Below are 23,050 nucleotides of genomic sequence, written 5' to 3'. Positions count from 1 at the left end.
CAGAGGAGGAAGATCATGAAGAAGTGGATTGCGATCGGTGTTGTGGTGCTCGTCGGCTTGTGGGCGCTCACGTCGTTTAATGGGTTCGTCCGGATGGATGAGAATGTCCAGAACAGCTACGCCCAGGTTCAAAACGTCATGCAGCGGCAGGCGGATCTGATCCCAAATTTGGTGGAGACCGCGAAGGCCTATGCAGGCCACGAAAACAAGACGCTGGTCGGCGTCGCCGAGGCGCGCTCGAAGCTTTCGACGGTGGCCAAGATGGACCCCGACAAGTTGGCGAAAGATCCTGACCTCCAGAAGCAACTGATCGAGGCACAGCAGACCATGCAGAAGAGCGTGGTCGAGCTCAACATGGTCCGCGAGGCCTACCCGCAACTCCAGGCAAACGAGAACTTCCGCGCGCTGATGAGCGAGCTCTCCGGAAGCGTGAATAGGATCGCGGTGGAACGCATGCGGAATCAGCAGACCGTTCGCGACTACAACGCGGCGGTTCGGACTCTGCCGCGCAGCCTGCTCGCCAGCGCGGGCGGCTTCACGCCGAAGCCTTACTTCCAGGCGAGCGACACGGCGCAGGGCACGCCACAAGTCAAGTTCTGAGGAGGTTGGCATGCGGAAATACATCCTTACCGTCGCACTGTTCTTGATTGCCGGAGCGGCAGCCGCCTTCGAGATTCCGACGCTCGTTGGGCGCGTCAACGACAACGCCAAACTGCTCTCGGATTCCGAGGTGGCTGCGCTCGTCGACCGTATCAAGGCATTCGAAGGACGGACCAAGAACGGCGCGCAGATCGCGGTGCTGACCTTGCCGTCCCTTGACGGGGAGTCGATCGACAAGGTGCGCTCCGACGTCTTCCACGCATGGCACCTTGGCCAGGCTGGAAAGGACAATGGGCTTCTGGTCGTCATCGCGCCTGTCGAGCGGAAGGTGGCGATTGAGGTCGGTTATGGCCTTGAGGCGGTGATCCCCGATAGCAGGACTATGCGCATCATCGACGACAGGATGAAGCCTAACCTCAAGAAAGGGGCAGAGAAGTGGTACGTAGCGCTCGACGCCGCCGTGGAGGCGCTGGCTTCTGATGTTCTCGCCAGTGAGGAGCCCCCGGCGCCACCATCTCGACCCAGTGGGCTGGCCATCCTGGCGTGGTCTGGCGTCGTCGGATCGATGGTTCTAGGGCTGACGCTTTGGATGGGAGCAATGTCCCGTAGACGCGAGCAACAGGTCATACGCGAGCGCGCGGAAAGAGCCTCTCAGGACCGACTTCGAGCGCAGCGCCAGGCGCTTTTCGGCGAGGCACCTTCATCCCGCCCTCGGACCACGACAGGCCGGCCAGCCAACGTTGCCGGCGCCGCCGCTGTTGTTGCCGGAGTTGCGGCCGCATCAAGCCCGCGACCGAAGCCGAAGGCGGCGGAGAGGCGACGATCCGAGGACGAGTCTTATCGGTCGTCCAGCTACAGCTCGAGCAGCGATAACTCATCGTCATCGAGCAGCAGTTCGAGTGATTCAGGTTTCTCCGGAGGCGGCGGGGACTCGGGCGGCGGCGGATCTTCGACCGACTTCTGATCATGGTGTCAGTCGACAACATCCTCGCTGCCTTGATGCTTCTGATCGTTGTCGGGGGCATCGTTGCCTATGTGCGCCTGTCTCGGCGGACGTGACGCAATAGGCCGAAAAAAAGCATTCCGGGCGAGAGAACCTCGCCTGAAAAAATTTTGGGGCAAGTCACGAAATTCAGATGAAAAAGCCGAAGCCGTTCGCCACCGAAGCCGATCTCTGTAAGCGATTCATCTCCGCGCTGCCGGAGGGATGGATCGCATACGCGGAGTCCTGCGGGTGGGACATCCTCCTGGTGCGCAAGTCCGACGGCTTCCAGATCGGAATTGAGGCCAAGCTCCGGCTCAATACCGAAGTGATCTCGCAGGCGATCGAGGAGTATGGGGCGTTTTCAGCAGGCCGACCTGGACCGGATTGCAGGGCGGTCTTGGTGCCGGCATGTGAGCCTGGCGGTTTCAGTCGCATCTGCAAGTACATCGGCCTGACGATCATCTACGTGAGATCAGAAGCCGAGATCGAAGACGCGAAGAAGCGGCATTACTACAAGCCAATGATCTTCGAACCAGGGCTGCCGGAGGTTCTGCACGGGCGTAACGAGGAAGAATGGTACGAGTGGGCGCCGGCCCGGCGTCACGACCTGCCGGCATATGTCCCCGACGTTATCGCGGGATCTCCATCGCCGGTTCAACTGACATCCTGGAAGATCGCCGCAATCAAGGTCGCGATCATCATGGAGAGGCGCGGCTATCTTCTTCGGTCCGACTTCAAACACGTCAACATCGATCATCGGCGGTGGCTGCCGTCGGCGACCGGATGGCTAGTGCTCGACGCCGGCGTTTACCGCGCCGCGGTCGGCTTCCCTGACTTCCGAGCACAGCACCCGCGCAACTATGAGGAGATCGCCGCCGATTATGAGAGTTGGAAGCCGGTCGATCCAATCGGTCCGTTGCCGCTACCTGAGCCGAAGCAGGAGCCGCTGCTGTGACGGAACGAACGAAATGCTGCGTGCCGTTCTGCCGGCGCTCGACGAAGGAACAGTACAGCGAATGGATCTGCTCGGTGCATTGGCCGATGGTGCCGAAGCGGACTCGTCAGCGGCGGTCGCAGGCAAAACGCCTTCTGAAGCGCGCGCACCTCCATGCGGACCGTGAAGCCCGCAAGACCCAGGGGTACATCAGCACCTGGCGCATGAACCGCATCGGCGCACTCCGCCGGATCGCCTCGGCATCATGGGAGCGCTGCAAGCGCGAAGCGATTGAAGCCGCGGGAGGATTGCGGTGACCCGCGACGACGCAGACGAGATCAAGGCGAGGCTGAACGACCGGCTCGAGCAGGTGCTCGATAGATTTTGGAGCGGCTGGAAGAAGCGCGGATCCATCGCGTATTGCGCGCCCGGCATCAAAGGCGACCTTGGCTCATTCCAGGTTTATCTCAAGAAGTCGGGGAAATACGTCCGCGGCGCATGGGTGCGCAGCTCAGAATCCATCGGCGGAGACGAACTCAATCTCTTCGCCTATGGGCTCACCGGCAATCATCGGGCTACCAGAGAGGTCTTCGACAAGGCGCGCGAATTCGTCGGGCTGGATAATGCCCGTCTGGAGACGCCGGAAGAGGCGCGCCGCCGAGAGGATTTGGCCGCCGACCGGGCGGCGAAGCGAGAAGCCGACGAGCGCCGTGCCCTAGAGCACGAGGCCGAGCGCCAGCGCAACGCCGGCGCGCTGTGGAACGAGATCGTTCCCATATCTGGAACGCATGCCGAGGCCTATCTGCTCGATCGCGGAATCCCGGTACCGCCGGGTGGGTGGGACGACTGCTTGGGCTTCCACCCGCGCGTGATCTATGACCTCGACACCACCCTTGCATTTCCGACGCTGGTCTGCCGCGTCGACGACAACTTTGGCGACCTGACCGCAGTCTGGAAGATCCACCTCGACCCGAAAAAACCGAGCAAGGCACCAGTCGACAAAGCGAAGATTGGCGCCGGCGTGGCCGCGGGCGGCGCGGTACGCATCGGCGGCGTTGCGGCTCATATTGGTCTGGCTGAGGGGCTCGAGACGAGCCTCGCTGCGCGCGCGCTGATCAAATATCGGCATCCGGTTTGGGCTGGCCTCAGCACCAGCGGTGTCATCGGCTTCGAACCGGCGCTCGGAGTCGAGCACATCACCAGTTTCCCGGACGGCGATAAGCCCTGGCGCAAACAGGACGGTGAGCTCGTCCTGGCTGAGCCCCCGGGGCGCGCCGCGGTACGCAAGCTTCATGAACGGATGGAGGCGATCGGACTGCGGCATGACTCGCAGCCGGAGCCGCGCATCCGCAACGATTATCTCGACATCTGGGCCGGCCGCCGGCGGTTGGAGGAACGTGCTTGACGATCAGGATTCTCAACGGGGACAGCCGCGCGGTCGTCAGGACGCTACCAGACAAGTCGGTGCACGCCTGCGTCTGCTCGCCGCCGTACTTTCGTCTCCGGGACTATTTGACGCCCGGCCAGATCGGGCTCGAGCGATCCCCGGAAGCCTATATCGCCGAGCTCGTGGCCCTGTTCCACGAGATCCGGCGCGTGCTGCGAGACGACGGCTCGCTCTGGATTAACATCGGGGACTGCTACGCCGGCTCAGGCCGCGGCGGCAACCCGGCGGCGGCGAGCTCGACGCTGCTCGGTTCACTTCAATCCCAAGAGGCCTCCATGGTCGTGAGGCAGAACTGGGAGATCGGAGCCAGCTCGAGGACGGCGGCAAACACGGAGCGCGGCAGCCGCCGGCCCGCGGGGATGCATGAGGAAGCCAGGCTGGCGGGTGCCGTCGGCCGAGCCTGGGAGTCGCCACCTGCCGGGTACAAGGACAAGGATCTCATCGGAATTCCGTGGATGCTCGCGTTCGCGCTGCGCGCCGACGGCTGGTACCTGCGCAAGGACAACATCTGGGCCAAGCCGAACGGGATGCCGGAAAGCACGCGCGACCGGTCTACTTCGGCTCATGAGTACGTTTTTCACCTGACTAAATCCGAGCGCTACTATTTTGGTTACGAGGACGTTCGGCTGCCGCCCGCACCGGACTCGGTGACCAGGCTCGCGCGCGCGATGCGCGGCCGCCTCGGCGACGACGATACGCAACTCGTGGTCAGCGGCGGCGGCTACGCGCCCGCCGGGCAGCCGCCGCACACCGGCGCCCGGAAGCGCGATCGCCGGCGCGGCCACGGACGCCGTCACGCCGGCTTCAGCGACCGCTGGGACGCAATGTCCGTCGCCGAGCAGGGCAAGAACGGCGCCGCGCTGCGCTCGGTCTGGTGGGTCGCGCCGGGCGGCTTCAATGACGAGTTCTGCCTGGAGTGCCGCCGCTATTTCACCCACGCGCAGGTTGGAGGCCTCCGCACGGAGCGGATCGAGCGCGCCGGCCGCCTCGTGACACTGCGATATTGCGAGTGCGGTTCGTGCGATGGCTGGCTCAACCACTTCGCCGTCATGCCGACGGAGATCGCCGCCGCGTGCATCTTGGCCGGGGTGCCGGAGGGTGGAACTGTCTTGGATCCGTTTGCCGGAGCTGGCACTACGGGGCTTGTCGCCGATCGGCTTCAGCGCAGCGCTGTCCTCATAGAACTCAACCCGGATTATGCCGAGATGGCCGCGCGCCGCATCCGCTCCAGCAGCCCGATGCTGGCCAACGTTGGGCTCGAGCAGGTGCCGGCATGACCGTTCAAATCATCAAAGGCAACTGCCTCGAGATCCTGCCAACGCTCGAGCCGGAGTCGTTTGACCTGGTGCTGACCTATTGCCCTTATGGTTCGACGTCCCTGCCGTGGGATCGGTGGCAAACCGGCTGGCCTGCCGCGGCGCGCCGAGTTCTGACGCGAACCGGGAGCATGTGGGTGTTCGGCACCACGAAGATGTTCTTCGAGCGGGCTGGAGAGTTCTCGGGATGGACAATGGCCCAGGACGTCGTGTGGGAGAAGCACAACGGCTCCGGCTTTCAGGCAGACCGCTTTAGGCGCGTGCACGAGATCGCGTGCCAGTTCTACCGCGACGACGCGCCGTGGGCAGACATCTACAAATGCCCGCAATTCACGAATGATGCGACCGCGCGGCAGGTCCGGCGCAAGAGACGGCCGGCCCATACTGGTCATATCGACACCGGGCACTATGTCAGCGTCGACGGCGGGCCTCGGCTGGCCCGCAGCGTCATGTACGTTCGATCGGAGCATGGCCGCGCCGAACATCCAACCCAAAAGCCGCTCGGTATCGTCGAGCCGCTTCTCCTCTATTCCTGCCCGCCAGGTGGGCTCGTCCTGGATTGCTTCGCCGGCAGTGGAACGACGGGCATATTGGCTGAGCGTCACGGCCGCAACAGCGTGCTGATCGAGGCTGACGACGAATTCTTCGAGATGGCCAACCGCCGCATCGGCAGCGACGGTTTTAAGTTCCCGGTGCCGGCATGAACCAAGAAGCGACACCGCGCGCGCTGCGCAACATCCGCGCCGAGGAGGCTGTGATCGGCAAGATCATCGGTTCGGCCGACGCCTATTGGCAGGTCTCCGACTATCTTTCCGCCGAGCACTTCGTCGTTCCGCATCACCGGGCCATCTTCGCCGCGGTCGCCGATTGCTGTGAGACCGCCGGCGGCCCGGCATTGAGCCTCCTGGAGTCGAAGTTGCCCCAGGAGTTCGAGGGGGTCGGTTCGGTCGAGGCGGTGCTCCAGATCCTGATCGAGAAGGCCTCGGACGTCAGCAGCGCGCTGGATTTCGTGGACGACGTGATCGTGGCTTGGCGCGAGCGCATGGGCATCGAGCTCGGCCGGCGTGCCTCGGACCAAAGCAAGGGCTATGAGGGGCGCCGGGCCTCCGTCGAAGAGTTGCTGGCCCAGGTGGACGACCAGGACCGCGCCAGGCATCCGGTCAGCGTTGGCGAAGCGGCTCGCAGCGCCATGGAGCGCGCTGCCGAGGCGTATCAGCACCAGGGCAAGAAGTCGGTTGGGATCCTGACCGGGATCTCGGAAATCGACAAGGTACTCGGTCCTCAGATCGGCGGTACCGCGATCATTTTGGCGGCACCGTCGGGGCAGGGAAAGTCGGCCTTGGCCTCGCAGATCATGCGCGCCAATGCGGGGCCCTCACTGGACCCGTCGAGCATTTTTCCCTCGCTATCGCTCAGTCTCGAAATGTCAAGCATCCAGGTCGGTTATCGAGACTTGGCCGCGATGACTGGCGTATCGGTTCGGAAGCAGATAACCGGCGAGCTTTCGCAGGCCGAGTTCGAGAGCCTTCAGCGTGCCCGAACGCACCTAGAAGCCATGCGGATCTACGTCCAGGATCGATCGAGGCTTACGACGACCCAGATCGAGAGGGAATGCCGGGTTGCGGTCCGCCGCTATGGTGTGAAGCAGATCTTCATCGACCATCTGAAGCTAGTGCAACCGGAGAAGGACCACTGGAACCTCGTTCGCACTATCGAATATTTCACGGCGGCGATGAAAGCGCTGGCCAAGGAACTCGACGTCGTGATCTGGCAGTTGGCGCAGATCACGCGTGATGGCCAGAAGTCGGGCGGAAATTGGCGCTTCAAGTCCGGCGACATCTACGGGGGCGGTCTGGTCGTTGAAAACGCGGACGTCATCCTCGGCGTTGTCATCCCGAAGGTATGGTTGCGAGAGAACAAGCCGGACCAGCCGTCCGAGGACAAGCCGCAGAACCGCCCGATATGGGATGCATGGCTGCGAAACATGCAGATCTGGGAAGACAAGGCCGAGTTTGCCGCACTGAAGGTGCGCAGTGGCGTCGGTGAGACGTGGAAGGAAATCGGGTTTGACGGGCCGAGCATGACGTTCGGCGACCGCGCAGAGCGCGACGAGATCCCGTTCTGACGAAAAGCCGGTGACGACCCAGCAACTTTGCCCTTGCAATCATAGCCAAATCACCCCGCAAAAACATAAACGTGATTCGTCCTTGTTCTGCTTTTGAGGGGCGGATGTTGGCTCGAGTCACTGATGTCGCACCGGTCTATGTTGATAAGGAGCGCGATCGTCGCGCGCGGGCCTTCCAGCGCGAACTGCGCCGCGCCTTTCCGACGCGGTCGTACAAAGGGCTGTCCTACAGCGCGCAGCTGATCTTCGAGGAAGAGCGTGACTTCCAACGCCAGATCCAGGACTGCATCGTCGAATGGCTGATGGGCTACGAGACGGAGCGGGCCCGCAGGGTTTCCGAATGGCTTCGACGCGAGAGGCTCTACCTCCAAGGCTTCCAAAAGGCGGCGGCTCGTGGCGCGGATCCGTTGAACCTGCTCGGCAAGCCCCTCACAAAGAAGGCGGCGCGGGCGAAGGAGGAGGCTGAGCGCCTGGCCAGCGGCAAGCGCAAGCAGTTTATTCCCGACCCCGACCACCCGATGCATGACGTGCTGGTCGATTCCGTGGCGAGCGCGCACCACAATCTGATTGATCGGAAGAAGCCCAACGATCCGGATGAGAAACTGCGCCGTGCCGCCGCGGATCGCTTCCGGTCCGACTTCGACAAGGCCTCATTCCATGGCTCGAAGGGCTTCGCGCTCGGCGACAAGGTGGATGGGAGCGGCGGTGGCAGCGCCTCGCATACGATGGCGCTCGAGGCTCAATCCAGGCTCAACGAAGTGAAGCGGCGTCTCGGCAGCCGGCAGTACGACATCCTCGTCGCTCGCATCGGCATGGAAGCCAGCAGCGAGGACATGCACAAGAACGGCGGACAGGATCATCGCTCCAACAACATCGAGCTCAAGGTTGCGCTGAATTCGCTGGTGCAGATCTATGACGGCGTCCTCATCGTCGATCGAACTTGGTCCGCGGCCAAGCAGATCATCAAAGCAGCCGGCATGGGGATGAAGCGCTGATGTCCCTCAGTCGATTTGCTCCCAACACACGCGAAACGGCGGAAGAGCAGAAGGAATTTTATTGGCGCAACTACGGTTACGTCGTTCTCCCGATCGACGACCCGCAGATTCCTTGGGACCTGAAAGAGCAACTGGCCCGTTACATGACCCGGCGCCACGGGAGGCGGCGAGAGGCTAGAGTCTAATGTTTCATGCTTATCCGGTCGCCACACACAACAGTAGGAGATGAGAATGTTTGACTTCGTAGAGCCTCACGACGGTCCCGTGGTAGTCGGCCTTGAGAAGTTCGAAAGGGTCTACGCTAAGGAGCAACCGCAGTATCGACCATTGCGCACTTTGCCGGGCCGCAACGGGGATAGCGCCATCGCTCGATTCCATCTGACCGACGCGCAGCGGCAAGCGATAGCGGAAGGGGCGGATATCTACCTCGAATTATTCCATTTCCGTGGGCCGCTCGCGCCAAGCTTGCTCATGGTCATGAGCGAACCGGCCGACACGGCGAATTTTCGTTCTTGGTGGAAGGCACAGACCGACGCCCCGTACCAATTGGATGCCCTATCCAAAACGGAGTCGGAGAACGGGCCGCCGCGGCCTAGCAGTCCGCCAAGCCACACGCCAGTCGGCTAGGGCATTGTCCATGACGACCTCGCATTCACCGCTCCGCGCCCTCAAGGCTCAGGCCGACAACATCGCCCGCATTCTCAAGGCGATCGAGCGTGGGGAGAAGGTGACGGAAGATGTCGGAGGCAAGCTCGCGGCGTCCCTGACGGCCGGCGTCGCCAAAGTCGCGATCGCGATGGATGACAAGATGATCATCGTCGACATTGCGTGGGCGACGGTGAAAGCGACCGGCGAGATGGCGCTTGCCGATTACGTCCTCAAGCTGATGCGCGGATCGCGCGACACGAACCATTGAATCGATCAGTCCTTTGTGGAGATACGGGATGCGGCACGCGATTGCACGATGGTTATCGCCCGAACTGGCAAACGAAGCCGAGCGATATTATTGGCTCCGCGGAGAGATCAGCTATAACGCGCGTTGGCTGGCCGAATTTCCGTTCGTATCCCGCACACTGGATCGCATCCTCGATTGCGAGGTCGACCACTTTCGGGCTGCCTACGTTCCTGCGGTTTGCACGGAGCCGGCCGATATCTCCGCCTACCGCGAGTTGCTGCGTCGCGAAGCAGTATCAACGCGTCCAATCACGCTTTCGCCATGAGCCGCATTTCTACACTCGGCCCCCGTGTCGCTACGCTCGACACCCGCAAGGCGAAACCGCTGCCGAAAAAGGCCGACCCTCACTACCAGACTGCCGAGCACGAGGAATGGGCGGAGTTCGTCAAGAAGCGCGCCGGCTACCGGTGCGAGCATGTCGACGACGGAAAGCGATGCTGGCGCAGTGCGGAGAAGGGGTATCGGATGTATGCCGACCACATCAGGGACATCAAGGACCGGCCGGATCTCGCGCTCGATCGCGACAATGGCCGCTGTGCTTGTAGCTCGCACAACGTTCGCGCCGGCATCCATGCCCGAGCGAACCGCATGAAATCGTAGGGGAGCGCCGATGTCCGCTTTCGTATCTGGAACAGCTTATCCGATCGAGACCCTTCCCGATGATCTCTACGACAAGGCAATACCGAACCGAGATCGGTGGGCGCTCAAGAGCGCACTGTTCTGGAACGACTGCCAAGGCTGGTGGCACGAGAACATCGCCGATTACTGGCTTGCCAATAGGTTCGGCAGCCACATTGCGCGTTTTTGGATGCCGGAGCCCGCTCAACCGATGACGCGCGAACAAGTCCTTTCCGAGCAAGGTATGGTCGTATGCCCGGATTGCGATGTCGCATTCGATCCTTTGGTAAGGCACACATGCCGGCATGAGACCCTCGAGCTTATCGCGGCGCAGCGCCGCTTACAGGCTCAAGCCGACGGAGCCACGCCATGACCAAGCAAGCACCTGGACCGCGAGAACAGCAACTCCGTGCACAACGCGAGCAGCGCTGGGCCGAGAGCCAGGCCGCGATCAAGGCGGCTTCCGCGCAAGAAGCGGCTGCTAAGCCTACCGCGCCAGCAGCGGCGAAGTCGGTCAAGAAGGCGGCCGCGAAAAGCGGGCGCAGCCGGGCCTCGAGCAAAATCGGCCGTAGCCAGGGATCTCGGAAGAAGTCGTAGCCGTGGTTAGCGGAACCTGAGCTCGCGCTCGAACGCGGGCCGACGATCCATCAATTCTTGGACGCAAGGCGAGACGGGATCCTTGCGACCGACCGCTGCAGCGGTGGCGACCGCGTCCGAGGCGCGCCGCGCGAGAGTCAGCCAAACGTACAGATCAGCGGTCGGCAACGTCGGCATCTGCGCGAGCGTCGGAGGCGTTTTGCTCGGGTCTTTGCACTCGGCGTGCGCGGCCAGCGGCAGCAGGCTCAGCCCAATGACCAGGACGACCCGCTTCATTCCGCTTCCTCGTCGACATCAGCCGGCATCTGCCGGAGCTTCTGATACGGGAAGGCGCCGAGCTCGGGGTGGTGCCGGTCCTCCTCGATCATCGCCGCAGCTGCCATACGTGCCGTCCCCTTCGCCTCCGGGAGCGTCAGCAGCGTGAGCGCGATCGGCACCCATGTCGGGATGTCCTGACCGTCGCGTCCCCACCGGTTGACGGTGACGAGGTTCTGGCAGAACACGCGGGCGAACGCCTTCCTGGTCAGTCCCTGGCGCTCGAGCTCGCCCTCGAACTCCTCGTTCGTGATCTTCTTGTGCTTGAAACGTGGCGGGGCCATCGGGTTCATCCTTTCCTGTTGGGCACAGTCGCCCGAAATCGGCCGTAGCCGAGGGTATGGCGGATCGCCGGCGCGGAGTCGAGCCCGCGCCGAGCCGGCGAAATCGGTCGTAGCCGAGGGGCTGGCGCTCTACGGCGGATCCAGCGGCGATACGAAGCTCTTGCCCTTCATCGCCACTGTCGAGGTTTCGCGGCCGCTCTCGATCATGCGCAGCCACTGCTCGGGGGTTCCCGTGAAGCCTGGCGCCGCCTCGACGTAGTGCGCAGCCAGCCATTCGGCGAGCTCCCGCGCCGAGGCGCAAGCCGGGGAAAGCGGCGTGCCGGCGCTGGTGATCTCGTAGAGTTGCCAGTGCGTGCAGGCCTCCGCCGGCCAAGCCGGCATCCGCTCGTCGGTCGCTCGCGCCAGCGCATCGTCAGCCTTGCGCATCGGGATGTAGCGGCCGGCGGCGCTCCTGGGGTGCTGCCAATCCGCCGGCACGCGTCTAACCTGCCGGCCCATCAGAACAGCGCTCCCTGCGCGGGCGGCGGCTCGGCCTCCGCAGCCAGGCGGCCGAGGTGTTCGACCGTCTCGCCGGCAATCTGTTCGCGGTCGTCGTCGATTATCAGCCAGCCGTCATCACCGCCAGCGGGATCGTAGATCACAAAGTCACCGCCCCACTTCGCATGCACGCCATCGGCAACCCTGCGGACGAATGGCGGGACGTCGGACGCGGTCTGAAACTCCGCCCAGGTCGCGACCTTGTAACCAGCCGCAGTGACAGTTTCCTCCGCGCTCGTCATGGGCGTGCTCCCTCGGCGCGCTCAAGCGTCGCTTGCAGGTCCCAGGCTTCAAAGATGCGGGCCCGGGCCTCAGTCAGCTTTGTCCGCACCTCCGGCTTAAGCCGCTTGTCCTCGGCATCGACGACGCGCGCGACAGAGTCCAAAAGCCGATTGTAGACGTCCCAGTGAAATGGATGTTTCCGCATGCGGGATACTCCTTTCAAAATCAGTAGTGGGGATGGGTAACTCTGCTCAATTAGGTTTCGGCCGCGTCACGTTCTCGAATATCTCTTTGAGACACGTCTCGCAGATCGCAAACGAGCCAGTATCAGCGTCCGGGAGCCGAATGGCGGGCACTTTCGGAGCCGCCGGATCGTGATCCTCCATCTCGCATTCCTCCTCGTCATCCATTTTGCTCGGTCCTCGAAAATCAGTCGTAGGGAAGGGGTGGGGAATCAGCCGCAACCGGGGATCAACCCGGCGGCGCGTCGATCACGACCAGCGCGGTGTTCACCATGGTCCCAGCATGCTTAAACGAGCCGGGCGGGAGGTCGCGCCATTCCGTCGCGATGGGCTCCAGCCGCGCCCGCTGGCGCGGACCGTTGGCGCAGATCGCGACGAGCCGGCCGCCAGGTTTCAAAAACTTGCGGGCGTGCTCGATATGCTGGATGTCCGCGCCGTTAGAAAAGGGCGGGTTCATGATGATGCGGTCGAACTTATCGAGGGCGCCGGCCATGTCCATGAAATCGGCGTTGATGATGGTCACGCCTTGCTGAGATCGCCCGAGAGCTTGGGCAACCTGATGGTTGATCTCAATCGCGACGATGTCGAGCGACCCGGCACCGTGGACGCGAGCGGCCTCGATGAGCGCGCCTGTCCCCGCGCTCGGTTCCAAGATGCGATGGCCTGGCCTGATGTCGGCCAACTCCGCAACCTCGGCCGCGAGCTCGGGCGAAGTCGGGAAGAGTTGCGGCGCCACGACGACTTGCACCCCGCCGCCTTTCAGCATGGCCCGCATCGCCTCGAAATCAGCCGTAGGCGAGGACTCGGGCAAATCGGCCGTAGTCGGGAGGGAGACGAGCGCATCGACCAGGACGGGGCGCGGTGCAGGCGCAACCGGGGCCAGGGGAGCGACAGCCTCCGGCTCGGCCATGATCTCCGATACCAGCGAAAGCGCTGCGTCGATATCGGCATCAGGTGCGGCAACGAATTCCCGGACGAACTCGGTCGGCTCCTTAGGTTCGGCCGGCGGCACGGGCTTCGGCGGATCGACCCGCTTTGCATCCGTGATGAACACTGCAGCGTAGGAATGCCGCTTATTGTCGTCGCATTTGCCACGGAACGCATAGGCGCCAATGGCCGCGCGCGTGCGATGCGCCCCCGTTGTGTCGGTTGCGGCGCGCGGGCGATAGCCGCGATATGGTTTCGGCACCTTGTCGTATTCGGCCTGAGTCAGGTTAGCGAAGCCCTCGCCCGGATAGTTGCAGAGCGGGGGAAGTTTGCCGGCGGCTTTCGCTGCGGCCGCGCTCTCGTCGCTCGGCGCCTGGTAGTCCCGGACGCTCTCGACCCGCCAGCGCGCAAGCTTGTTGCGCGAACCGGCCGGCGTCGTCGTGGTGATGCTCGAAACCGAACCGTTAGCGCCTCGGTTGACCTTGGTCACAGTCAGCCACTCGCCATTTCGGCCAGCCTGCACTTGGCCACCCACGGCGAACGCGAAGCGGTCGGCCAGCGGGTTGGCGCTCGCCTCGGTGCCGATCTGCTCGGCCAGCATGGCGCGCTCATAGGCCAGGCGGTTGTCATAGTGCGCGATCCATCGAGCCTTGCGGGGCAATGAGCGCTCCAGGCTGGGGATTGCGATCTCCGCCGCCTTCGCCGCAGTGATAACGTTCCCCTCGATGGCGGACCAAAGCCCCATGGCGCCCTCGTACTGCGAGGCCGGCGGGTCGCGCGGATAGTCGGCGAGGGGGAACGACATCGACCAGTAACCGCCGACGTTAGCGACAGCCAAGCCCATGGCGCGCTGTTTCTCTGCATCGGTGATGCCGGCGACGACCAGCCACGCCTTTAACTGCCTTTGAGCGTCCGCCGTTTCCTTCTCGACCTTGCGCCTATCAGCCTCGATTCCCTTGATGCGGCGATGACGGACGGCGGGAAGCTCCTTGTATTTCGCGTGCTGGATCGCGCCGGCCGCGCGCGCCGTCCAATATTTCGACGTGTCCCACAGCTTCACCGCCCTGCGCATGTTGTTGTGAATGCGCTCCTGATCCTTGCGGGCCTTCTTCTCAGAATGATGGCCTACCAAAATCGGTTGACCGCCATAAAACCGTTCCGCGATCTCGTCGGCGGCCTTGCTGGCGCTGTTGGCTTCCGCAAGGCGTTTTTCGCTGTAGTCCTCGAAACGTTCGGCGCGCTGCTCGGCGCGATCCACCAGGCTTGTATCCTCGTCACCGATCTCGCCCGCGAGCTCAATCAGCAAATCCTCGGCGGATGGCGACCAAGTCGGCTTGACGAAGAGTTCCTGTTTCGGCGCCCATTTGAAGCCTGCCGCCTTCACGCGTGCATAGGTCTCGGCGTCCAGGCGCTGCGAAGCGTACAGGCGCAGGCGGTTGTCATCGGGTGAGTAAGTTGCGGAATAGGTAGTCATGCTGAAAAGCTCCTTTTTCATTGCGCACAATCGCGCGGGGATGCGGTCTATAGGGGGCCCGCTGAATCTCGTCAACGGGAAATCAGTCGTAGGAGAGGGGCAATTAGCCGTAGCCGGGGCTTACGCCGGTAGGTCGTGGCTCTCAATGATGCAGGCGCCATCAAAGGACTCCGCCCACAGATCGGAGATTGCCTCAGCGTCCAGCGTATCGAGATTGTCCGGCATCGGCTTGGACTTGTACCCGGTCCGCAGCACGTCGCGCGCAGCTGCCAGCGCCTCCGCCTCGGTCGCAAAGGCTTCCGTGCCGATTCCCATGTTGTCGCCGTCGGTTGTCAGCGTCCAGACCTTGCGCGTTGTCGGCGCGGGCGCATCCGGGGCGATCTTGCCGGCGGCGTGATTGCGCGCGCGAGCGGCTTCCGCATCCTCCAGCGACTGCGCAATGGTGCCGTCCTCATCCCCGAACATGTCTTGCATCTGCTCGATTTGCTGCATGGTCGAGGAAAGCGCGCCAGCCAAGTCCTGGGCGATCGATCGCCAATCGATACCAGGCGAGGGCGCAGCCGGGGGCAGCATCGGAACGTCGGCCAGCGCGGCGGCGATCTCCGGCCAGCGCTTGGCGAGTCTGGTCGTGACGTCGGCATGATCCACCATCGCGCCGGTCTCAAATTCGGGATTGTCGGCGCGGACGGCGCTCAGCACCACGCGCGCCACTTGGAGACGTCCGATTTCAGCCATGCAGATATCGGCTTGATCGGACGGGCTATCGTCGGCCGAGTCCGGAATCGTCACATCGAGCGCGCCGATAATGTCGTCGGTGAAGTCGCTGCAGGAATAAGTCATTTCGAATTGTCCTTTCGCTTTGCGCACTATCGCGCGTCCAAAAATCAGCCGCAGCCGGGGAGGCCAGTCGTCACCGGGAAATTGGCCGTAGCCGGGGACTAAATCTCGGCCAGGGCTACGCCATCTTTGGCCGCGTACTCGACAAGCAATTCCAGCGCCCATTCCTCCGCCGGCCCGGAGACAGCACCTTCGTCCCCCGGGTACTTCTGATTGACACGGGAGCAAGCATCACCCGCCCAATCGTCGATGCCCGGTACACCGCCGTAAATCTCGCGCGCGGCATCCGCGACGCACTGCACGTTGAGCGTAGCCAAGCCGTAGATACCGACGGTGTTCTCCGCATCGTGCAGCAGCCGCAAGCCGTCGTCCCGCGTTGAGCAACCGCGCGCGTAGCGCCATGCGACTGCATAGCGTTCTGCCTTGTGCTGTAGGCGAAAGCTAATCTTGCGAATCTCATTGGCTAGGAACTGGAGCGGGGGATTGGTCAAGGTCATGTGCATTGTGATCCTTTCAAATCGGCCGAGGCCGGGGGATAGAGAATCGGACGTAGCCGGGGACTAGCGGGAAGGCTGTAGGCTTTTCGGCGCCTGGTCTTTTTCGGCGCTGCAATTTTGGTGCACATATCGATTGCTATATGGGCTGTAGTGCAGTAGCTCGCCCCTACGTTGGCGGCACTCAGCGCATTCTGCGACACGCATGCTCAATCCTTTCAAAGTCGGCCGTAGCCGAGGGGTTACGCCGCAACGGCTTGCGTGGTCTCGACTGGATCAGTTTGCGCGACGTCGAAAACCGGGACGAGCAGGAAACGGATTGAATCGCCGACGGCTTCCAAAGCGTCCCCGGCTTTTTCGCCGCTCGGCGCCGATGGTTCCGCCTTGCGTCCGCTCGGCGCGAAGATGTAGAGCGCGGTTTCGCCTTTGCGCACCGCGCGACCGAGCGCCAACCATTGCCGGAAGCCGGCAACCATCGTCGCGTCGTCGCGCTGCATCGCGGCCAGCATATGGTTTTTTCCGGATATCGGTTTCCCCTCGGTTGTCAGGACGGGGACGCGGGCCATCCAAGCGGCTTTCTGCTCGTCGCTCATTGCGGCGATCTGGTTAGCCAAGGTGCGTGCCTTTTCTTTGTTGGGGTTCTCTTTGGGCATGTCGGTTCCTTTCATGTTGCGCACGGTCGCGCGGTGCTTGGTCGAGCCTCTAACGCAGGGACTCGCATTTATCGATATGGGCGGCGATCATGTAGACAGGGCGCAGCTGCCGACAGTAGGGGCAGCGCGATTTGAGGGGCTGGCGGTTGCGCGTCACGCCACAACCCGCAGGATGCAAGCCGAGCGCGGCGACGGCGCGGCGGGCGGATTGCTCGAAAGGAGCGAAAGCCGGGACGATGAGAGAAACTTGGCTGCAGCCCGGAAGGCCCGCCGCTCCTCTGGCGTGGTCACGGGAGCCTGCGCCGCGCGCTCGGCTTCCTCAGCCGCTTTGCGATCTGCAGCGATGCGGGCGGCATCCTCCGCGTTCCACTTCGCGCGGATTTGCAATTCCGTCCAGCCGGCCAAGCGCAATTCGCACCACTCAATGGGATAGGTAATCGTCCGCGAGTCGTCGCCTTCCGGCATCTCGGCAAGCTGCCTGCGAAGCATCGCCAGCCGGTAGGTTGCGCGGACAAAGTCGGCGCGCGTTAAGCTTCCATCGTCCGCCTTTTCCGGACAACTCAGGGAAGCCGCCGCAACGGCTGCAGCGTCATAGCTCCCGGAACGCCATTCGGCAGACCGCGCCGAGCAATCGGTCGCGTTGTATTCGGTGCCGTTCGTTTCGCAGGTAATTGACTCGATGGCCGGCACCGCGATGCAAGCCGACCAATCGGAATTCTCGCCAGCGCGGATTGCCATGCGGGCTTGATAGAAAGCGATCGCCACGCGAATCGCGCGGCCGACGTTTACGGGCTTGCCAGGCAGAGACACTGCGGGAGCGCGGACCGTCTCGCCATCGGCGAGCGTCACCACCACCACGGGTGACTTGCCGAGCTTCTTTGCGCTCGCGTTCTGCGGAATCGGATAATCGGCCCATGGCGCGAAACGCGGATCCGCCGCCGCTTCCGGGATCTTGGCAGCCTTGACCGCAGGAAGTGCCATGCGGAGCATATCCGCCACGGCGCGCCAATTGGCGCCTTCCGGTTCGGCGTTGGCGTTGTCATAGGCGAGGATTGCGAGCGAGCGGCGATCCGTTGCCTTTGCAGCCTTTACGGTCGCGATATCGATCATTTGCATAGTCGGGTTTCCTTTTCGTGGTTGCGCACAATCGCGCGGGTGGTCCGCTTTGGCGTTCCGTGCTGCCCGGTCGTGCCGGGCAGTGTCGCAACGTCAAGTTCTCTCGAGGGTCCACCATCCGGTGAATTTGTCGTCAACGATCTCGCCTGACTGATAGCCTTGCCCACACAAACCGGCGACGTGTTCGACATGCGGCGCAAAGAGCTCTGCAAGGTCGCTGAGATCGTTTGGAAGGCGCTTCCCGCGTCCTTCCGTCCAGATTTTAACTTTTAGCGTTGCTTGAGCCATTGCAATTAATCCCAGGTTCACGTGCACGAATTCAGATAAGAGCGCTTGCCCATACGGGCCAGCGCGCGGCGGGTCCGCTTGTCGTTCGGCCGTCGGTCGGTTTCGTGGCGGGCGTAACGCATGGTCGTTCCTTTCAATGTTGCGCACAATTGCGCGGTTTCGGCGGTTGCCGATCATGCCCGGGTTTTCCCCGGGCATGGGCTGCAATCGCTCAGGGAAGGCGGTTCGGATAGAGACCGATATTGAACCTGCAGGACCGGAACGTGCTCGGCATCCATACGGCCAGATGCCAGTCACGCGAAGCGCGATCCATGAACGGCCAGCGCTTGCGCATGATGGCGATTTTACGAAGGTCGTGGAACGCCGCACCGATGTGGAGCGCGCGCGACGTGCGCCCATCGGTGAGGTACCACGGCTGAAAGCGCTTCGCGATTGCGGCGGTGCGGCGCTGTTTGCTGGAAGGCTTCATGGTCCCGGGTCTCTCAGATGGCCGAAACGAGAGATAGCGCGCGGCTGATGGCGGCGACCTTGTGAGCCGGGATGGTGGAATCGATCATTGCGGCGCGACAGGCAACGGTGACGAGATCGCGCGCGGTATTCGGCTTGCCGTCGAGAATTGCGTTATACGCGTCGGCCAAAAGCCCGTTGATGGTATGCTTAGACATTGCAGTGACTCCTTTGGAAATGCGCACAATCGCGCGGGTGGAATGTGTTAGGCCGCGATGGGTTCGAAACCATGCCGGCGCCGGAAACTGTCACCACGAAAGCAAGAGAAGGCCGCCTTAGCGGTGCGGAATTGCCAGACATCGGCCGAGCTGCGAAAGCTGAATTCGACCCGGTAAGGACGGCGCACATTTGAAGCGTCGCGAGTTAGGGTGACGAGGCCGATGGCATTGCCGGGGATAAAACCGTAGTTGATCCGGGAAATCTGCTTTGCCATGTCGGCGGGCCTTTTCGGTTGCGCACAATCGCGCCGTCTGTTTCCGCACCATGCAGACTACCGGCTGGCCTGTCAACTGCAAAACGCATATTTGCGTAAAAATATTCGATTGGCGGCGGATTAGTCCGCAAATTTGAGGTTCGCTTGATCTAACGCCAGATTGAATTTTCCCAGCAATTCCGCGCGCTTCTGCCCAGTATCCGGCTTGATCCCGGCAATAATCGCCCAGCATTGGCGGGCGATATCGGGTGGTGCGCCTTCCGCTCGATACTTCGCAACTGTGTTCTCCGCGACGTAAAGCAGCGCGGCAACAGATGCGATTGAAAGCCCAAGGCCTTCCTGCCAAGCGCAGAAATCGGCCGCGTTGATTCGGAGTGAGCTATCAGCGGAGGCAAATGCGCGCGGCCGGCGGATGTGCTTCGTTGCCTCTTTCGCGGCCTTTGCTTTCGTCATGTCGAATCCTCAAGATTGAGTCAGCGGCGCAGTCGACCATTGGCGCTCGCACCTATAACGCAAATCTGAGTCAGCACGTTACGGACCGCAAGAGCGCTTGTCAGTCCTCAACGGGAAAGCGCGGAACCGCCGATTTGACAGCCGACTCAGGAACTGATTCAGAGCGGGCACGGTGACGAACTGTCGCTGCAATCGGACGGTGACATAGCGGCCCGCCAGCGCACAACGCGCGGCGGGCTTTGCATTTGGCGGAGTGCGCCAGCATGGCCGACGATCACGACAAGCCCGCCATACTAAGCCGATACTGGCAGGCGACAGGTCGCACGCGCATTCGCTCCGGCTGGTTTGGCGTGCTCGTTATCGAGGTGCTGCAGGAACGTGTGGCCATGGTCGGCAAGGTCTGCCAGCACCAAGCGCGCTGGCGCCGTGCACCGCGCGGCCAGGTCGTGACGTTCGGGCAGGCTGGCGCGGTGCGCGCCCATGCTGCCGAGCTACCAGACCCGCACCGTTACGATTTCGTTCGCCGTGGGTGACGTTGTCGGCTTCAGGCTGGCAGCTGGTCGGCCGCATGATCGGCGGGCCCTCGAGCTCGGTACCGCCGGCAACGTGGTGGTGCTGCCCGTCATCAGGATTGAGCGCGATCTAACAGCCGACGCATGGGACGGGCTGCCGAGCGACAGCGCCCCGCACCATGCGGCCACATGGCCGGAGCAGAGCTAGGCGCCAGCGGATCGGCGCGCGCCTGCCACGACAGCAAGCCACCACTACCCGACAACGCTAGCCGTAGAGGCGAGGGGTTGCCCCGCGCGGCGGGCGCCACGGGCAGCCTAGGCCGGCCAGGCCAGCACCATACCCACGATCGGCAACCCATAGCTGCGCCCAAAGCGCGCCAAACGAGCCGAAACAGCCCGATTAGCGGCCGAAATGACCGCAAATCGACCGATAGACCCGGGGGGGCCAAATTCCCGGAGAAATCGCGGGGGGCCGACCGCCAGGGGTCTCATTCGGAGATTTTTTTTGGGGCGGCCGAAATTTTGGGTTCTGGCGTCATTTTTGACGGTTTCGAGAAAAACGGGAATTCGATGCGCAGCACCGGTCAAACGAAGGCGATGGTCGAAAAGTTGCCCGAGACCGGTTCGGTGGTCGTGGTGCACACGGACGCGCTGCGGACCTATGTCCGGGACATGATCCTGGCCTTGTGCGGATCCGAGGTGCTCGGACGCACCCGGATCGAGGTGATCAAGAACCGAGCCGACGCGGACCGACTGCTGGGCCTCCGAGTTCCGGTTTTCGTCGACCACGCGTTTTCAGCGAACGTCTCCCCGGAGACCGTTGGAGTGGTCCGGCTGATGGCAGACGGCGCAAACGCCGCGTCACGGAAGTGCGGCTGAGGATCTCAGGATGGTTGAGCGTAAAGCCCGCGGCAAAGCTGCGAAAGCGAAGCCGGGCGCCAAGGCGGCCAAAAAGGGAAAGCGCAAGAGCGCGGGTCGGCCCGAGATCAAGGTCACCGCAGCGGAGCGGGAGAAGGTCGAGATCCTTGTCGGTGGCGGGATGCCGGTCGAGGAGATCGCTTCGGCCATGGATATGGCGGTCAACACGCTGAAGAAGCACTTCCGCCTCGAGCTCAAGATCGGCCGGTCGAAGAAGCGCGCCGAAATGCTGATGGCGATGTTCAACAGCGGCAAGGGCGGTAACGTCTCGGCGCAGAAGTCCTACCTCCAGCACCTGCTGCTCGCCGATGCCGACGACGCGGTCCAAAACCCGTCAGCGGACGAGCCGGCAACGACGTCGGCGAAAGCGGCCAGTGGCTACAAGAGCAAGAAGGAAGCCGCCCAGGAGGAAGCCTTGACGGCCGGCGTCGGTAGCGATTGGGGTTCAGATCTCGACCCGTCGGCACCGGGCTCGAGCGTCAAACCAAACTAGGGCCGCATGGGTCTCATCGTTCGCGATTGGACGACCGCGCTCCCTGATTGGGAAAGCCGGATACTCGGGCGAAAGTCGCTGATCCCGCCGAACCTGAGGCTGTTCGACGCCGAAGCCGAGAAGGCGCTTCGGATCTTCAAGCGGCTGAAGGTCCCCGATATCGAGCCGCACGCGAACGGCGAATTCTGGACGCACGGAGAGGCGTGCGACGAGTGGGTTTTCGACCTGGTCCGGGTGGTCTTCGGGTCGTACGACGTCTCGATCAAGCGGCGGATGATCCAGGAATATTTCATCCTGGTCCCGAAAAAGAACGGCAAGAGCTCGGTGGCCGCGGCCATCATGGTGACGGCCGCAATCATGAACCGGCGGCCGGAAGCCGAACTGCTGCTGATCGCGCCAACGAAGAAAATCGCCGACATCGCCTTCAAGCAGGCACACGGCATCATCAAGCTCGACACCGAGCTCAAGAAACTTTTCCACCCGCAGGTGCACCAGCGGACGCTGACACATCGCCGCACCGGCGCTGTGATCATGATCAAAGCGGCCGATAAGGACGTCATCACCGGCTCAAAGGCGACCTTCATCCTGGTCGACGAGACGCACGAGTTTGCCGCAAAGGCGAAGGCGGCCGACATCTTCACGGAAATCCGCGGTTCGCTGGCGTCGCGGCCCGACGGGTTCATGATCCAGATCACGACCCAGTCCAAGGATCCGCCAGTCGGCGTATTCAAGGACGAGTTGCAGACCGCGCGCGACGTCCGCGACGGCAAGGTGGTGCTGCCGCTCCTGCCGATCCTGTACGAGCTCCCGTACAAGATCCAGGACAGCGAGGAATGGCAGGACGAGAAGTTCTGGCCGATGATCAACCCGAATTACGGGCGATCAGTCGACCCGGTGTTCTTGACGACGCAGCTGATCAAGGCGAAGCGCACCGGCGCCGCGGCGCTCGCGCTGCTGGCCTCACAGCATTTCAACATCGAGGTCGGGCTGCGGCTCAGATCCGATCGGTGGGCCGGCGCCGATTTCTGGGAGAAGGTCCCGGAGAAGGTCGCATCGCTCGACGCACTGCTCCAGCGGTCCGAGGTCGTTGTCGTCGGCATCGACGGCGGCGGGCTCGACGACTTGCTCGGTTTGGCCGTCCTTGGTCGCGAGCGAAAGACGGGAAGGTGGCTGCTTTGGTGCCGGGCGTGGGCGCACAAGATCGTGCTGATCCGGCGCATGGAAATCGCGAACGCGCTGCTGGACTTCGTCAAGGAAGGCACGCTGACCATCGTCGACAAGCCCGGCGAGGATGTGGTCGCGGTGGCTGACATCGTCATGCAGATCGAGGAGGCCGGGAAGCTCGCTGAAGGCCCCGCGATCGCGGTCGACGCCGCCGGCATCGGTTCGATCGTCGACGAGCTCACCAGTGAGGAGCGCGGGTTCGAGAAGGACCGCATCGTCGGCATCGCCCAGGGCTGGAAGCTGAACGGCGCGATCAAGGACACCGAGCGCAAGGTTGCCGGCGGTGAGTTGATCCACGACGGCTCCAGGCTGATGGCCTGGTGCATCGGCAATGCGAAGGCGGAACAGCGGGGCAACGCCGTCGTGATCAACAAGCAGGCGAGCGGTACCGGCAAGATCGACCCGCTGATGGCTGTGTTCGACGCGGTCTCGCTGATGTCGATGAATCCGGAAGCCGCCGGCTCCGCCTACGAAGAAGACGACGTTCTGGTGTAATGCCGGCTGCCATTGGCGCCGCGCGCCGGTAATCCGCAACTCATCAGGACAGAG

34 protein-coding genes are annotated in these 23,050 nt (G+C 62.9%); 19 read left to right on the top strand and 15 right to left on the bottom strand.

Annotation, left to right across the window (positions count from 1 at the left end):
* The first annotated feature begins 15 nt into the window (after positions 1 to 15).
* The 14 genes from ACIPUD_RS11000 to ACIPUD_RS10935 all read left to right on the top strand — a co-directional run bounded on the left by ACIPUD_RS11000 (position 16) and on the right by ACIPUD_RS10935 (position 10,348).
* The gene (locus tag ACIPUD_RS11000) at positions 16 to 600 is read left to right on the top strand and encodes a LemA family protein (protein WP_446480626.1); all 585 of its coding nucleotides are present in this window, start codon (positions 16 to 18) and stop codon (positions 598 to 600) included.
* A 10-nt stretch (positions 601 to 610) separates the two neighbouring features.
* Positions 611 to 1,564 (top strand): TPM domain-containing protein, encoded by a 954-nt coding sequence (locus ACIPUD_RS10995; protein WP_446480625.1) that lies wholly within the window; start codon positions 611 to 613, stop codon positions 1,562 to 1,564.
* A 172-nt stretch (positions 1,565 to 1,736) separates the two neighbouring features.
* The gene (locus ACIPUD_RS10990; protein ID WP_446480624.1) at positions 1,737 to 2,540 is read left to right on the top strand and encodes a hypothetical protein; all 804 of its coding nucleotides are present in this window, start codon (positions 1,737 to 1,739) and stop codon (positions 2,538 to 2,540) included.
* A 20-nt stretch (positions 2,541 to 2,560) separates the two neighbouring features.
* Positions 2,561 to 2,836 carry a hypothetical protein gene (locus ACIPUD_RS10985; protein WP_446480623.1) on the top strand — a complete coding sequence of 92 codons (276 nt, stop codon included), beginning with the start codon at positions 2,561 to 2,563 and terminating at the stop codon, positions 2,834 to 2,836.
* On the top strand, positions 2,833 to 3,924 hold the full coding sequence (locus ACIPUD_RS10980) for a DUF7146 domain-containing protein (RefSeq protein ID WP_446480622.1): 1,092 nt from the start codon (positions 2,833 to 2,835) through the stop codon (positions 3,922 to 3,924). Before ACIPUD_RS10985 ends, ACIPUD_RS10980 begins: the two co-directional genes overlap by 4 nt.
* Positions 3,921 to 5,243 carry a DNA-methyltransferase gene (locus tag ACIPUD_RS10975; RefSeq protein ID WP_446480621.1) on the top strand — a complete coding sequence of 441 codons (1,323 nt, stop codon included), beginning with the start codon at positions 3,921 to 3,923 and terminating at the stop codon, positions 5,241 to 5,243. Before ACIPUD_RS10980 ends, ACIPUD_RS10975 begins: the two co-directional genes overlap by 4 nt.
* Entirely contained in the window at positions 5,240 to 5,986 is a 747-nt protein-coding gene (locus tag ACIPUD_RS10970) for a DNA-methyltransferase (protein ID WP_446480620.1), read from the top strand. Before ACIPUD_RS10975 ends, ACIPUD_RS10970 begins: the two co-directional genes overlap by 4 nt.
* On the top strand, positions 5,983 to 7,407 hold the full coding sequence (locus tag ACIPUD_RS10965; RefSeq protein WP_446480619.1) for a replicative DNA helicase: 1,425 nt from the start codon (positions 5,983 to 5,985) through the stop codon (positions 7,405 to 7,407). The genes ACIPUD_RS10970 and ACIPUD_RS10965 overlap by 4 nt, the downstream gene beginning before the upstream one ends.
* Positions 7,408 to 7,511: 104 nt before the next feature.
* Positions 7,512 to 8,402, top strand: coding sequence for a DUF6456 domain-containing protein (locus ACIPUD_RS10960; protein ID WP_446480618.1), 891 nt, complete (start codon positions 7,512 to 7,514; stop codon positions 8,400 to 8,402).
* Positions 8,403 to 8,633: 231 nt separating this feature from the next.
* A complete protein-coding gene (locus ACIPUD_RS10955; protein ID WP_446480617.1) occupies positions 8,634 to 9,029 on the top strand; it encodes a hypothetical protein in 396 nt (131 codons plus the stop codon).
* A 10-nt stretch (positions 9,030 to 9,039) separates the two neighbouring features.
* Positions 9,040 to 9,318 carry a hypothetical protein gene (locus ACIPUD_RS10950; protein WP_446480616.1) on the top strand — a complete coding sequence of 93 codons (279 nt, stop codon included), beginning with the start codon at positions 9,040 to 9,042 and terminating at the stop codon, positions 9,316 to 9,318.
* Between the two features lie 28 nt (positions 9,319 to 9,346).
* Positions 9,347 to 9,622, top strand: a complete 276-nt coding sequence (locus ACIPUD_RS10945; protein ID WP_446480615.1) for a hypothetical protein — start codon at positions 9,347 to 9,349, stop codon at positions 9,620 to 9,622.
* Positions 9,619 to 9,957 (top strand): HNH endonuclease, encoded by a 339-nt coding sequence (locus ACIPUD_RS10940; protein ID WP_446480614.1) that lies wholly within the window; start codon positions 9,619 to 9,621, stop codon positions 9,955 to 9,957. Before ACIPUD_RS10945 ends, ACIPUD_RS10940 begins: the two co-directional genes overlap by 4 nt.
* Positions 9,958 to 9,967: 10 nt before the next feature.
* Complete coding sequence (locus ACIPUD_RS10935; protein ID WP_446480613.1) at positions 9,968 to 10,348, top strand: hypothetical protein; 381 nt, start codon at positions 9,968 to 9,970, stop codon at positions 10,346 to 10,348.
* A 230-nt stretch (positions 10,349 to 10,578) separates the two neighbouring features.
* On the opposite strand, the gene ACIPUD_RS10930 is transcribed toward ACIPUD_RS10935, so the two are convergent.
* The 15 genes from ACIPUD_RS10930 to ACIPUD_RS10860 all read right to left on the bottom strand — a co-directional run bounded on the left by ACIPUD_RS10930 (position 10,579) and on the right by ACIPUD_RS10860 (position 19,354).
* Positions 10,579 to 10,848, bottom strand: coding sequence for a hypothetical protein (locus ACIPUD_RS10930; protein ID WP_446480612.1), 270 nt, complete (start codon positions 10,846 to 10,848; stop codon positions 10,579 to 10,581).
* Entirely contained in the window at positions 10,845 to 11,171 is a 327-nt protein-coding gene (locus tag ACIPUD_RS10925; RefSeq protein ID WP_446480611.1) for a hypothetical protein, read from the bottom strand. The genes ACIPUD_RS10930 and ACIPUD_RS10925 overlap by 4 nt, the downstream gene beginning before the upstream one ends.
* A 129-nt stretch (positions 11,172 to 11,300) precedes the next feature.
* Entirely contained in the window at positions 11,301 to 11,669 is a 369-nt protein-coding gene (locus tag ACIPUD_RS10920; protein ID WP_446480610.1) for a hypothetical protein, read from the bottom strand.
* Positions 11,669 to 11,950, bottom strand: a complete 282-nt coding sequence (locus tag ACIPUD_RS10915; protein WP_446480609.1) for a hypothetical protein — start codon at positions 11,948 to 11,950, stop codon at positions 11,669 to 11,671. The genes ACIPUD_RS10920 and ACIPUD_RS10915 overlap by 1 nt, the downstream gene beginning before the upstream one ends.
* Positions 11,947 to 12,135: a hypothetical protein gene (locus ACIPUD_RS10910; RefSeq protein WP_446480608.1), complete on the bottom strand. Its 189-nt coding sequence runs from the start codon at positions 12,133 to 12,135 to the stop codon at positions 11,947 to 11,949. The genes ACIPUD_RS10915 and ACIPUD_RS10910 overlap by 4 nt, the downstream gene beginning before the upstream one ends.
* A gap of 266 nt (positions 12,136 to 12,401) precedes the next feature.
* A complete protein-coding gene (locus tag ACIPUD_RS10905) occupies positions 12,402 to 14,573 on the bottom strand; it encodes a DUF3560 domain-containing protein (RefSeq protein WP_446480607.1) in 2,172 nt (723 codons plus the stop codon).
* 120 nt (positions 14,574 to 14,693) lie between these two features.
* Entirely contained in the window at positions 14,694 to 15,413 is a 720-nt protein-coding gene (locus tag ACIPUD_RS10900) for a hypothetical protein (RefSeq protein ID WP_446480606.1), read from the bottom strand.
* Positions 15,414 to 15,511: 98 nt separating this feature from the next.
* Positions 15,512 to 15,907, bottom strand: coding sequence for a hypothetical protein (locus ACIPUD_RS10895; RefSeq protein ID WP_446480605.1), 396 nt, complete (start codon positions 15,905 to 15,907; stop codon positions 15,512 to 15,514).
* A gap of 239 nt (positions 15,908 to 16,146) precedes the next feature.
* Positions 16,147 to 16,557: an ArdC family protein gene (locus tag ACIPUD_RS10890; RefSeq protein ID WP_446480604.1), complete on the bottom strand. Its 411-nt coding sequence runs from the start codon at positions 16,555 to 16,557 to the stop codon at positions 16,147 to 16,149.
* 153 nt (positions 16,558 to 16,710) lie between these two features.
* Positions 16,711 to 17,415: a hypothetical protein gene (locus ACIPUD_RS10885; RefSeq protein ID WP_446480603.1), complete on the bottom strand. Its 705-nt coding sequence runs from the start codon at positions 17,413 to 17,415 to the stop codon at positions 16,711 to 16,713.
* A 351-nt stretch (positions 17,416 to 17,766) separates the two neighbouring features.
* Complete coding sequence (locus ACIPUD_RS10880; RefSeq protein ID WP_446480602.1) at positions 17,767 to 18,138, bottom strand: hypothetical protein; 372 nt, start codon at positions 18,136 to 18,138, stop codon at positions 17,767 to 17,769.
* A gap of 34 nt (positions 18,139 to 18,172) precedes the next feature.
* Entirely contained in the window at positions 18,173 to 18,430 is a 258-nt protein-coding gene (locus ACIPUD_RS10875) for a hypothetical protein (RefSeq protein ID WP_446480601.1), read from the bottom strand.
* Positions 18,431 to 18,443: 13 nt separating this feature from the next.
* The gene (locus tag ACIPUD_RS10870) at positions 18,444 to 18,626 is read right to left on the bottom strand and encodes a hypothetical protein (protein ID WP_446480600.1); all 183 of its coding nucleotides are present in this window, start codon (positions 18,624 to 18,626) and stop codon (positions 18,444 to 18,446) included.
* Positions 18,627 to 18,673: 47 nt separating this feature from the next.
* Positions 18,674 to 18,901, bottom strand: coding sequence for a hypothetical protein (locus tag ACIPUD_RS10865; RefSeq protein ID WP_446480599.1), 228 nt, complete (start codon positions 18,899 to 18,901; stop codon positions 18,674 to 18,676).
* A gap of 120 nt (positions 18,902 to 19,021) precedes the next feature.
* Complete coding sequence (locus ACIPUD_RS10860) at positions 19,022 to 19,354, bottom strand: hypothetical protein (RefSeq protein WP_446480598.1); 333 nt, start codon at positions 19,352 to 19,354, stop codon at positions 19,022 to 19,024.
* Positions 19,355 to 19,617: 263 nt separating this feature from the next.
* Here ACIPUD_RS10860 and ACIPUD_RS10855 point away from each other — a divergent pair, with 263 nt between their 5' ends.
* The 5 genes from ACIPUD_RS10855 (at position 19,618) to ACIPUD_RS10835 (ending at position 22,996) form a co-directional block, all read left to right on the top strand.
* Positions 19,618 to 19,887: a hypothetical protein gene (locus ACIPUD_RS10855; RefSeq protein ID WP_446480597.1), complete on the top strand. Its 270-nt coding sequence runs from the start codon at positions 19,618 to 19,620 to the stop codon at positions 19,885 to 19,887.
* Positions 19,880 to 20,074, top strand: coding sequence for a hypothetical protein (locus tag ACIPUD_RS10850; protein ID WP_446480596.1), 195 nt, complete (start codon positions 19,880 to 19,882; stop codon positions 20,072 to 20,074). The genes ACIPUD_RS10855 and ACIPUD_RS10850 overlap by 8 nt, the downstream gene beginning before the upstream one ends.
* A gap of 314 nt (positions 20,075 to 20,388) precedes the next feature.
* Positions 20,389 to 20,745 carry a hypothetical protein gene (locus ACIPUD_RS10845; RefSeq protein ID WP_446480595.1) on the top strand — a complete coding sequence of 119 codons (357 nt, stop codon included), beginning with the start codon at positions 20,389 to 20,391 and terminating at the stop codon, positions 20,743 to 20,745.
* A gap of 10 nt (positions 20,746 to 20,755) precedes the next feature.
* Positions 20,756 to 21,277: a hypothetical protein gene (locus tag ACIPUD_RS10840; RefSeq protein WP_446480594.1), complete on the top strand. Its 522-nt coding sequence runs from the start codon at positions 20,756 to 20,758 to the stop codon at positions 21,275 to 21,277.
* 6 nt (positions 21,278 to 21,283) lie between these two features.
* Positions 21,284 to 22,996, top strand: a complete 1,713-nt coding sequence (locus tag ACIPUD_RS10835) for a terminase large subunit (protein ID WP_446480593.1) — start codon at positions 21,284 to 21,286, stop codon at positions 22,994 to 22,996.
* The last annotated feature ends 54 nt before the right edge of the window (positions 22,997 to 23,050 follow it).

It is taken from the genome of Bradyrhizobium sp. CAR08 (genome assembly GCF_052871955.1).
The sequence above is the reverse complement of the archived record's forward strand: the minus strand, read 5'-3'. Positions and strand labels throughout refer to the sequence as shown.